This window comes from Alicyclobacillus tolerans (genome assembly GCF_048984885.1).
In the GTDB taxonomy this organism is placed as follows: domain Bacteria; phylum Bacillota; class Bacilli; order Alicyclobacillales; family Alicyclobacillaceae; genus Alicyclobacillus_I; species Alicyclobacillus_I tolerans.
This window is the reverse complement of sequence record NZ_JBMGNK010000001.1, coordinates 1-9,253: the sequence shown is the minus strand read 5'-3', so window position 1 is coordinate 9,253 and position 9,253 is coordinate 1. Positions and strand designations below refer to the sequence as shown.

Sequence of the window (9,253 nt, the reverse complement as noted above, 5' to 3'; positions counted from 1 at the left end):
CATTTGTGGAAGTATATGGATCTCCAGATAGCTCGCGTTTGCTTCGATTTTCGTGCCCATCCACGTTGCCTCTGTAATCCAAAAGTTACCACATCGGAAACCGTTATACTAATACGAATCCAAAATCCGGCCTCGCCTCTGGACGCAAGGAACGGGCGGTACGTCCGGCGGCGCGTCAGCGCAAGCCGGCGTGCCCGAACGCTTCCGCGTGGACGAGGCGAGGAACGCCGGGCGGAACTTGATTAATATAAAATATACGCAAAAAAGTTGAGGAAATTTATTCCAACAGGAGGAATCCACATGTCAAATTTTAACAGCCGATACTACAACACCTTGTTCTACCGCACGCGCGATCGCAAAAACCGCGTCCGTGTCGCTGGGACGAAGCTATATAATTTGTCTTGGCACAACCCCCAGCAGCGACCCATCCTAACAAAGCGCCTCAAAGATCGACTCCTCGGCCCCACGATCCACTACAACCTCGATCGCTTCGTCACCCTGACAACCCCGACCATCCAACGCCAACTGTCGCCGCTTCAACAAACCAAAAATCTATCCAAAACATGGAAAACTATTTTCAACGAAATCCAGCTGATAGACTGTCCAACTTTGGAAATGTTCAAACACCTCAAACAACTTACGTCCGCCTACCGCAACATCTCCGACGCCACATGGCAACGCCGCTTCACAAAGCATCAACAAAATTCTGCCAACGCATCCATTTTCTACGACACCTGCATGTCGTTGTTGATCCTATCCAAATCCATTTCCTCTAAAACCCACGCACCGCTAAACACGGTGTTCTATTCGCTCGTCAATGACACCGACCGCTTCAACCAAGAAAAAACCCGCATCCAATCCATCCACGACCATAACAAGAAAATATTAACAACTACGAAGCCGCATTACTTCGGCGTTTATGAGTTCCACCAAGATCAACAACACGTCCACCTCCACCTCTTGTCCAACCTCCAACCCACTTTCTACGCCGTCCACAAAGCCGTCTACGGCGCGAAAATCGTCCGCGAGGTACAAAAGGCTTTCGAGTCCAAAAAAACGCCCCATTTCCCGTTTGAGTTTATCTACGACATCGAAACGCTAAAATCTTCCGACCCAACCCAAATTTTGAAATATATCACCAAAACTCTCCACTACATGACCAAACGTCTCGCCGGAACCGAAAATCAACTTCCCATGAAAAAACCATACATCGCATCCAAAAATTTCCTCGACAAGCCACAAAAAACGTCCAATTACAACTTCATCGGCCTTGGTCCCTCCACCCTCCTTCCTCCACGCGGCATCGTTCCACTGGACGCCGCTTACCACGAAAACGACGTCATCGCCTACGCCAACGAACTGGAAAAAACAAGCAGACGCCACGACTTCAATGTCCGAGACTTCAAAAACACCGAAACCATTCTACAACGCTTACTGTTTCTGGAATCCAAGTCCCTTCTTGAAGAAAAAGCCTCCACCCCTCTTCATCCTGCCATTTCTATCACCTGCACCCTTCTGCAACACCACACCCGACCCATCCCAACGCCAACTCGATCCTCCATGATCGAGCTCGACCCCGATCAACAACTCGCCATTTCCCATTTTTGCCAAAACCCTGTGACCATCCTCACTGGATCGGCCGGGGCAGGCAAAACCCACACGGTCAACGCCATGCTTCGACTGCTCAAACTCCCACCCGACCGCACATGGATAGCCACACAAACTGGCATATTATCCGAAAAATGGAATCAAATGCTGGCCGGAACACCCTACATGGCTGAAACAATCCACCAAATTTTACAAATTGACCACAACGGCAATCAACGCTTTTTTGGAGACAGCGAAGTCGAAACCCTCATCATCGACGAAGCGTTTTCGTTGCCATTAAAACTCCTCGACGATCTCCTTCTCGCCGTCAACACCAATTGTCGAATTCTACTCATCGGCGATCCACATCAACTCCAACCTTTTTTTGAAGACGATCAACCAACATTGTTTCAATTTTTACAAGAAGCCTCGATCCCCATTGTGACTTTGAAAACCAATCATCGTAGTGACGATCCAGTCCTCACAAAATGCCAAGCTGTTTTGCGTCGCGATCCAACCCCCTTGCTCTCGTCCATCATCGAGTTCAACTTTCCCACAATTTTACAAGCGGTCGAGAACGGTTATCAACTGATCGCTGCCACAAGGGAGCAAGTCGATCGTTGGAACGGTTATTTATCGAACCATTTTTCCAAAAAACTACCCACTGTTCGATTGGGAAAATTTGAATACTTCGTTGGTCAGAAAGTCATCAACTTGAAAAATGACTATTCTTCAGGAATTTTCAACGGCTCGATCGGCCAAGTCGTTGAAATTCATCCTGAGCGTGTCACCGTTCATTTCGAAACCTCACAAAAATTGACATTCACACCACAAAATTGCCTATATTTGTCACCTGCTTACGCCTTGACCGCTCATAAATCCCAAGGTCGAGAATTCGAAAAAGTCCTCGTACTCCTCGATCCCAACACTTCAACAAAGTTAACAACCAAGGAGTGGCTGTACACGGCGATTACTCGTGCCAAAAAAGACGTCAAACTTTCCTTTTCCAACGCAACGAACCAACCCGAGCGAGAATTGATTCGATTTTTTAATTCTCAAACGGCACAAATCGACCCGCTGGATTTGGAGTTTTTAGAGTGGTTTCGAGGTCAAACGAATTAAAAAAAAACGAAAATATATCACTTGCACGCAAATGCACGCAAATGCATACAAATGCTGCAAATGAATGCAAATGATGAAAACGCCGAAAAACCTAAAATAAAAATTCTCTTTCTTTTTTTTGTAAAAAGAGGAGGAAAAACCGCACCGTTGTCGAATATAAAGTCTATGAAAAAACGGCGACCATTTAATTTTTCTTGCCGTTTTAAAAAAATTCAAAAAGGAGTGTTTTTAAATGTCCACTGACATCAAAAACCCAAATTCTACCAGATCGCTCACCATCGACGGCCAGTTGGTCGGCTATCGACCAGTGGAGTACACGCGCAACGATGGAACCGTGGTCAAATACACTGCTCTACAAGTTTCATGCGGCCTCGCCCAAGTGGTTAATGTTTCCATCACAACGGCCAAAGCCGATCGCTTAAATCAATGGTTTGAGGCTGGAAAATTCGTCCATATCGAGGTGAAAGAGGTCAGAGCTTCACAAAATTCTGTCAATTTTGTCGCCAAAAACGTTGTTTGTGAGGGGGAGGTTTTAATGAATGAAGTTTAAATCTATCGAGGCTGTCAACAAAAAGAACAGCTGTTGCAGCAGCTGCTCTTCGACCAAAAAAAAAATGAAAGGAGCAAAGACTGATTGAACAGGGATCCATTAAGTCAAAAAATAACAGAGGTTGATGACAAAATCAACGCTTGGATTGACTCCAAGTCGTCCAGTTCCAACGACGAACGTGTCAACCGTCAACTCGAACACTTACTTTATGTAACTTTCCGCTATGCCGTTCGCCACTCCATTCTGTTCACGATCTCCATAGTGGCTGTCGGTATGGACGTCCATCACGTGTGGAAATTATTTACACACCATCAATTGAAAATGGATGGGTTCATCACCAACGCTTTAATGATATTGGCAATCTACCTCGTCAACTTTTTTGTGTACACGCGAGACAGCAAAGGCCTGCCGGCTGTATCTCCAATCACCGTTTATGATGCGTTCGTGGCAGCCGGAATCGACAAACCGAGGTTTCGCACACCGCAAGTTTTAAAACTCAAAACGCTCAAAAATGGCAATCTCATTGTCGAAATTTCTCGAACCGTGCCGTCCAAAATTTTCCTCGATCCTGAATATTCCATACCTATTTGTGGACAGCTCGGGGCTTTACGAATCGACAGCGTGGAAGATGTTGCCAGAAACCGAATTCGCTTGACGTTCGCCAGAACGATCGATTTGGAAAGCCCGACGGTTCCAACGAATCCCCCCAATGGGAAAGTTTTACTCGGCCATTCGCATTTCGGTGAATTGTGGTGGGACTATGAAAAACATCCTCATTTAGGTATATTTGGAAAAACAGGCTCCGGCAAAAGTTCGTTGATGTCGTCCATTATTTACCAAGTGACCCAACAAGATCATCGAGTTTTGCTGATCGACCCCAAAGGTTTAGATTACCAACATTTACAAGACCGAGTTTTCGAAAACACCGCCGATCCCGGATATATTTTACAATTTTTAAATGGTATTCTGGAGGAACACAGTTTCAGGCTAGAAAAACTTTCCAAATTGCGCTATACGAGCCTTGAGCAAGCCCAAAAAAATCATGAATTGCTGGAATTTTCTAGGTGGTTCATCGTGTTCGATGAAATGGCATTCTTCTCCATTCAATCGACGAGCGATAAATTCAAACGTGAAAATTTCTCAATGATCAACGATCGTTTGAAACAAATCGCCTTGACGGCCAGAGCCACGGGTATTCATTTAATTTTGTCAACACAATATGCCAAAGCCGAGATCCTCGACACCACCATCAAGCAACAACTTTACCTAATATCTGGAAAAGTCGAAGACGAAGTAGCCTCCCGGACCATGCTTGGTCGAGCTGGCGCCGAAGAATTGCCCTACATTCCCGGCCGCTTCGTTCTCTCCGACCAAAATTTGATAGAATTCCAAGCGGCTCGACTTCCCTAGTCGAGTCCTCTTTTTTTATGTCAATATGATCCAGCTTTTAACAAATATGCTAGAATGTCTAGGACAAAAATTCACAAAAAGGAGCTGTTTCCATGAAACTCAACCCCTTACTTTCGACCACGGCACTACTTGCCACGATGACCGCCAGTGCCGTCGCACCAACGCCTGTCATGGCGTCAAACGTCGATTACCAGCCGACCACACTCACGCTCAACGGTGAGACCGTGGTGACGGCACAGCACATCGTCGCCCCCGATCCGTGGAACGGTGGTCAGGTGACGAGTTGGCTCCCTGTGTACTACCTTGGCGACGTGATGCAAAAGCTGTTCAACAACGGCGCGACCCGATATGGCATGTCATGGAACGGCGCAGGCTCCACGGGGACGCTCACCATCGGTGTGCCTGACGGAACGCTTGGCGCGAACAGTGGTCAGGCACAGTCTGCCCCGAACTCGATGAACATCGAAGTTTCGACGCAGACGCACACGGCGATCTTTCCCGCACCCCGCCTGACCGCCATCGATCCAGCGTCAGGGAAACCGACAACGTATGTGCCCGAATACTACGTCATGGAAGCCCTTGCGAAAGCAGGTATCCAGTCCACGTGGAACGGAACCGTGTGGGCAATGACGACAGGGACGACGAGTGCCCCGCCTGCTTCGGGCACAACCGAAACGAAGCTGGAAGCGGCGGTGTCGTTGTGGAACTTCCTCGCGGCGAATGCGAAGTTGCAACGTCCTAACGGCTCCACCGCCACGTTTGCAATGGGTTCTTACACGGACGTGCCCAGCCAAGACGAAGCCATCATCGGCTCGCTGACGACGATGCCCTACGGCACGCCGTACCTTTATGACGGCAATCTCCCAGCGTTTCAACCTGACTCGTCAAACACGTTTGGCTCCAGTGATCCCATCACCGAAGCGGAGTTGGATCAAGCGTTGCTGAATCTGTCAGGGCTGACTTCCAACAACGCACCGATCCCCTACGGAAGTGCCGTCAACTTGTGCGACGCGACGGGGGTAGAAGTATCAGGTCTTGACCCGAACGCCCCGATGACAACGACTGAGTTTCAGACGTGGCTCCAAAGTCTCATTCCGATGATGCGTGGATGGAAACAAGTGGGCACGGATGCGTTTCAACTGATCCAGCCGTGGCTGTTCGCGGCAAGCGCAATGGGATCGAACGCCCAAGCGGTCGAGAATAGCTGGAACGCCATGGATAGCATCGTCATCCATGTCGATCCTTCGACCGACACCATGACCATGCAGGCTCCCGACTATCCGCTAGGCAATCCGATGGTGTTGAAATTTCAATCGGCATCCTACAGCCTAAACGGTGGTCAGACGTGGATCACACCGACCGACAGCTTGGGCTATTCGAGTGGCTACGCGCCAGATGGCGGTTCGTACTCCACGCCTTCGACCATCCTGATCCGCGCCAAAGCAAGCTATGGGATGTACATGGTGTATCTGGAAGCCCAAAACCCGTTGTCAACCTCTTCTATTACGCTAGGTGGCACAATGCCGTTGGCATTCGGCTATCGGAACGGGCAATTTTTCGACTACGCGCAGGGATAAGACGCTTTGTCGGCGGGGATGCTAGTTTTGGACTGCACCCCCTGTTGCGAACACAGGGGGTTTTATTTTGCAACGAACGGTGGTGACACTTCTTGTACGGACGAACGCGCCGCGAACGAAAATACCATTTGCCCCGCCACGCCCGCTTCTCTCGATGGGAGCGGTGGCTGTTCTCCCGCTATGCCCCGCTGGTTGGCACACTTGCGTTCGGGGGCGCACTGTCAGGTGTCGTGTGGGCACAATCCTCTGCCCTCGCCAGCGTGAACGTGGGCGCAGGGTACTATACAGGGAATCAGGGGGGGGCTGGAATTTACTCTAAGACGAAAATGTATCAACACTACCATTTTTTTTAACCTGTTGGTATAATCTGCACAACAAATCAATATGAACGGGAAAATGAAAAGGACTCCCGCCACTCCCCGACCAAGGTTTGCGCGAAAGTCCTACCCTAAGTGAGTCCATTGTAGATGGACACGCACTAGAAATCAACAATATAAAAGTATATAGGACAAAAAAACTATATTTTATATATTGTTGCAGGGATAGGATCTTAAGCTAAGGTGAGTGGGCCTTAGTTTTTTCTCGTTTTTAGGAGGTTTTTTTATGGGGGACATTGTTGTCCAATTTCGAGGCACGATTTATGAAAAAGGATATGGTCAAATATCTCAAAAAGTTATGAGAGACAAGTCGATTCACGGTATGGCAAAGGCGATATATGCCTACATGGTTTCGTTTGCTGGCCAAGAAGGTTCTGCCTTCCCAAGTGTACAACTCATGATGGAAGAACTAGGAATTAAAAGTGAGGACACTTTTTATAAATATCGAAAACAGCTAGTGGATGCAGGGTATATAACTATTGAGCAACAACAACGTATCAATGGTCGTTTTTATAACAATGTGTACGTCATCGAACTCGTGCCGACTCCTAAAAACATAGAAAAAGAACCGTACCCTAAAAAATCGGGTACGGCACCGTACCCTAAATTTTCGAGTACGACAAAATCGAACTCGATAAAAATGGGTAATACAAATAACAGATCATTACAAAAATCATTTTTAAATAATTATCAAAACAACAACAACAAATCTGTTGTTGTTAAAGAATACCAATTAGAACCTGTAATAGAGCAAATAGAATCCTTTTTAGGTGTGTCTATTAAATCTCTTTTACCTCAAATAAAAAATTGGATTGATCAATATGGTGTTGATACATTAATCGAAAAAGCACGATATGTAAGTTTTTACCAATCTAAATGGAAAAACATTATAGGTACATACAAAACGGCGGTTGAACAAAATTGGGATATTTCGTTTTCTGAAATTGCGGCAACCTCCGAGAAAAAAAACCAAAAGGATCCAAGGTATAGCGCCTTTTATGCCTTATTTCCAGATGCTTAGATCTCTAAAAAAAATCATCACACTTATTATTATGAAGTTGTGTATACTATTTAGTAATTACTAAATAGTGAGCTGGGAGGTAACACTTATGACATTCAGTAAAGTCACCCGGAATGGCCAAGTGACCATTCCAAAATCCATTCGTGAGAGGCTACACCTTGAAGAAGGGGATTACGTGGAGATGATTTACGGGCAGGAAGGCATTCTACTACGGCCTAAGAAAGTGAAGTTTTTTGATCCCGGTCAGGCGTACTACTGGACAGAAGAATGGCAGGAGCGCGAACGGCAAGCGGATGAGGATATTCGAGAAGGGCGAGTCCACAAGCTTGATTCATTGGACGAACTGGATAGCTAAGTCATGTATGAATTGTATTTAACGGATCAATTCAAGCGAGATTATAAGTCTCTTACACAGATTGAGCAGAAAGCTATTAAACGGGCATTGGAACGAATGAAAAACGATCTCGGGTATCCAGGGCTGCGGGTAAAGAAGATGCAAGGCCGGAATGAAGTGTGGGAGGCCAGTGCAAGCCGAGATTTGCGTATCACATTCATGTTTAAAAAACCTGAAACGCTTATTCTGCGCTCATGTGGTCATCATGACCAAGCGCTGCGCGGTTAAATGAGACAAGTCTCCACCACAGCCCTGCTCGCTACAGTGACCGCTCAAAATGCAGATAGTTGTGTCTAAGGTAGTTAGTCAAATTTGTGAGAATCATTTCGTGTTTACGTGAACGCAAGCGAAACATAAGCGCATAAGCGAAAGAACTTATAAACCTAATTATATATAGATGAATTTTATTTGGCGCTTACATGAGCGTTGTGGCGCTTGCGTGAGCGAAAAGGGGTTATCGAAATTCTTATGGAAGATTGGCCAACACTTCCTCAATTAGCTAGAGAATTAGGGGTAGCGGATAGCACCGCACGTCGATGGGCGTCATCTTTTCCAGATTTATTACCGACAAAGGGACACGGATCGGCACGTCGATTCCACCCGCAGGCGAGGGATGTACTAAAACGAGTACAGAGCCTCTATACGGCTGGATTTAACACGGATCAAGTATCAGAGTTGTTACAACGGGAATTCTCGGCAACAGTGGATGTAGTGACTGTGAGTGAAACTCAAGCGCATGAGCGAAAGGATATAGTGGGCCTACAATCAGCGATTACCGCGATATTTGAGCAACAAACGGAAATTTGCGAGCAAATGGTCAAGATGGAACAACGTTTTATTCAAGAGATTGCCGAGATTGAAACACACTTAGAGAATGAATTGGTAGCTGTCCGAGAAGAAAACGAGCGATTGCGGAACATGTTAGATGAAAGGCTGGAATCTAGGGACAAGGTCCTCATGGAAACTCTTCGAGCCTTGCAAGAGAAAACTCAACAAGAACTGGCCGCCTCACAAGAGCAGAAAAAGCGTCGCTGGTGGCCGTTTGGATGAAACTCATTTTAATTGAACACGTGTTGCCATGTTTATAGCCACATAGTTAACATAATGACGGTTATCGGGACATTCCAAAGAATGGGATCGCCATTTTCGGCCAAATTCGGTCGTGAGCGGCGATTTTCTATGTTTTGAACGACCGCATCAACGCTGCTTAGTCTC

General features: G+C 46.6%; 10 protein-coding genes. All 10 read left to right on the top strand.

What is annotated here, in order from left to right:
• A partial coding sequence (locus tag ACOJUR_RS00050) for a hypothetical protein (RefSeq protein WP_420948936.1) occupies positions 1-246 on the top strand: 246 nt, incomplete at its 5' end.
• Positions 247-300: 54 nt separating this feature from the next.
• On the top strand, positions 301-2,709 hold the full coding sequence (locus ACOJUR_RS00045; protein ID WP_420948935.1) for an ATP-dependent DNA helicase: 2,409 nt from the start codon (positions 301-303) through the stop codon (positions 2,707-2,709).
• Between the two features lie 51 nt (positions 2,710-2,760).
• Positions 2,761-2,952 (top strand): hypothetical protein, encoded by a 192-nt coding sequence (locus ACOJUR_RS00040; protein ID WP_420948934.1) that lies wholly within the window; start codon positions 2,761-2,763, stop codon positions 2,950-2,952.
• Positions 2,942-3,259, top strand: coding sequence for a hypothetical protein (locus ACOJUR_RS00035; protein WP_420948933.1), 318 nt, complete (start codon positions 2,942-2,944; stop codon positions 3,257-3,259). Before ACOJUR_RS00040 ends, ACOJUR_RS00035 begins: the two co-directional genes overlap by 11 nt.
• 84 nt (positions 3,260-3,343) lie before the next feature.
• Complete coding sequence (locus ACOJUR_RS00030) at positions 3,344-4,669, top strand: FtsK/SpoIIIE domain-containing protein (RefSeq protein ID WP_420948932.1); 1,326 nt, start codon at positions 3,344-3,346, stop codon at positions 4,667-4,669.
• Positions 4,670-4,761: 92 nt separating this feature from the next.
• Complete coding sequence (locus ACOJUR_RS00025) at positions 4,762-6,246, top strand: hypothetical protein (protein WP_420948931.1); 1,485 nt, start codon at positions 4,762-4,764, stop codon at positions 6,244-6,246.
• Positions 6,247-6,849: 603 nt separating this feature from the next.
• On the top strand, positions 6,850-7,644 hold the full coding sequence (locus tag ACOJUR_RS00020) for a helix-turn-helix domain-containing protein (RefSeq protein ID WP_420948930.1): 795 nt from the start codon (positions 6,850-6,852) through the stop codon (positions 7,642-7,644).
• A gap of 88 nt (positions 7,645-7,732) precedes the next feature.
• Positions 7,733-7,999, top strand: coding sequence for an AbrB/MazE/SpoVT family DNA-binding domain-containing protein (locus ACOJUR_RS00015; protein WP_420948929.1), 267 nt, complete (start codon positions 7,733-7,735; stop codon positions 7,997-7,999).
• 3 nt (positions 8,000-8,002) lie between these two features.
• Entirely contained in the window at positions 8,003-8,266 is a 264-nt protein-coding gene (locus ACOJUR_RS00010; RefSeq protein WP_420948928.1) for a cytotoxin, read from the top strand.
• 207 nt (positions 8,267-8,473) lie between these two features.
• Positions 8,474-9,088 (top strand): MerR family transcriptional regulator, encoded by a 615-nt coding sequence (locus ACOJUR_RS00005; RefSeq protein WP_420948927.1) that lies wholly within the window; start codon positions 8,474-8,476, stop codon positions 9,086-9,088.
• Positions 9,089-9,253: the final 165 nt, after the last annotated feature.

What these genes read in the sequence shown, in the direction of transcription:
- ACOJUR_RS00035 (WP_420948933.1), top strand. Translation starts at nt 2,942, where the DNA reads ATGTCCACTGACATCAAAAACCCAAATTCTACCAGATCGCTCACCATC.
- ACOJUR_RS00045 (WP_420948935.1), top strand. Translation starts at nt 301, where the DNA reads ATGTCAAATTTTAACAGCCGATACTACAACACCTTGTTCTACCGCACG.
- ACOJUR_RS00040 (WP_420948934.1), top strand. Translation starts at nt 2,761, where the DNA reads ATGCTGCAAATGAATGCAAATGATGAAAACGCCGAAAAACCTAAAATA.
- ACOJUR_RS00015 (WP_420948929.1), top strand. Translation starts at nt 7,733, where the DNA reads ATGACATTCAGTAAAGTCACCCGGAATGGCCAAGTGACCATTCCAAAA.
- ACOJUR_RS00025 (WP_420948931.1), top strand. Translation starts at nt 4,762, where the DNA reads ATGAAACTCAACCCCTTACTTTCGACCACGGCACTACTTGCCACGATG.
- ACOJUR_RS00020 (WP_420948930.1), top strand. Translation starts at nt 6,850, where the DNA reads ATGGGGGACATTGTTGTCCAATTTCGAGGCACGATTTATGAAAAAGGA.
- ACOJUR_RS00010 (WP_420948928.1), top strand. Translation starts at nt 8,003, where the DNA reads ATGTATGAATTGTATTTAACGGATCAATTCAAGCGAGATTATAAGTCT.